Here is a 749-nt window from a genome sequence, read left to right as displayed (position 1 = left end):
CCGCTGCAGACGATGCGGGTGAGGCTGGTGCAGCGCGGCACACCGGCATCCAGCAGGAAGGCCTGCAGCATCGACGGTACGAAGTGCAGGGTGCTGACCTGGTGCTGGTTGATCAGCGCTACCAGCCTGGCCGGGTCGCGATGGTCGCCAGGAGCAGCGACCACAAGGCGCGCACCGGTCATCAGCGGCCAGAAGAACTCCCACACCGACACGTCGAAGCTGAACGGGGTCTTCTGCAGTACCGTGTCGCTGGCGTCCAGGGCGTAGGCCTGCTGCATCCAGCACAGGCGGTTGGTGAGTGCGCTGTGGCGGTTGCCGGCGCCCTTGGGATTGCCGGTGGAGCCGGAGGTGTAGATGACGTAGGCCAGGTTCTCCGGGTGCAGGGCAATGTCCGGGTTGCTCTGGGCGTGCTCGCTCAGGTCCAGTGTGTCCAGGGCCAGCAGCGGTAGGCCTTCGGGCACCGGCAGCTGTGCCAGCAGGTGCTGCTGGGTCAGCAGCAGGGCGATGCCGCTGTCGTCGAACAGGTAACCCAGGCGCTCGCGCGGGTATTCCGGGTCCAGCGGCACGTAGGCGCCACCGGCCTTGAGGGTCGCCAGCAGGGCGACGACCATCTCGATGCTGCGTTCCATGGCGATGCCAACCAGCACGTCGGGGCCGACACCGCGTGCAATCAGCGCATGGGCGAGCTGGTTGGCACGGCTGTTGAGTTCGGCATAGCTCAGGTGCTGCCCGCCGAACACCAGGGCCGG

1 protein-coding gene is annotated in these 749 nt (G+C 67.4%); it reads right to left on the bottom strand.

The features are described from left to right. Positions 1–749 (bottom strand): AMP-binding protein (locus FW760_RS26010; RefSeq protein ID WP_446444116.1); only part of this gene is annotated, 749 nt, incomplete at both ends.

It is taken from the genome of Pseudomonas sp. 1176_21 (assembly GCF_052850635.1).
The sequence above is the reverse complement of the archived record's forward strand: the minus strand, read 5'-3'. Positions and strand labels throughout refer to the sequence as shown.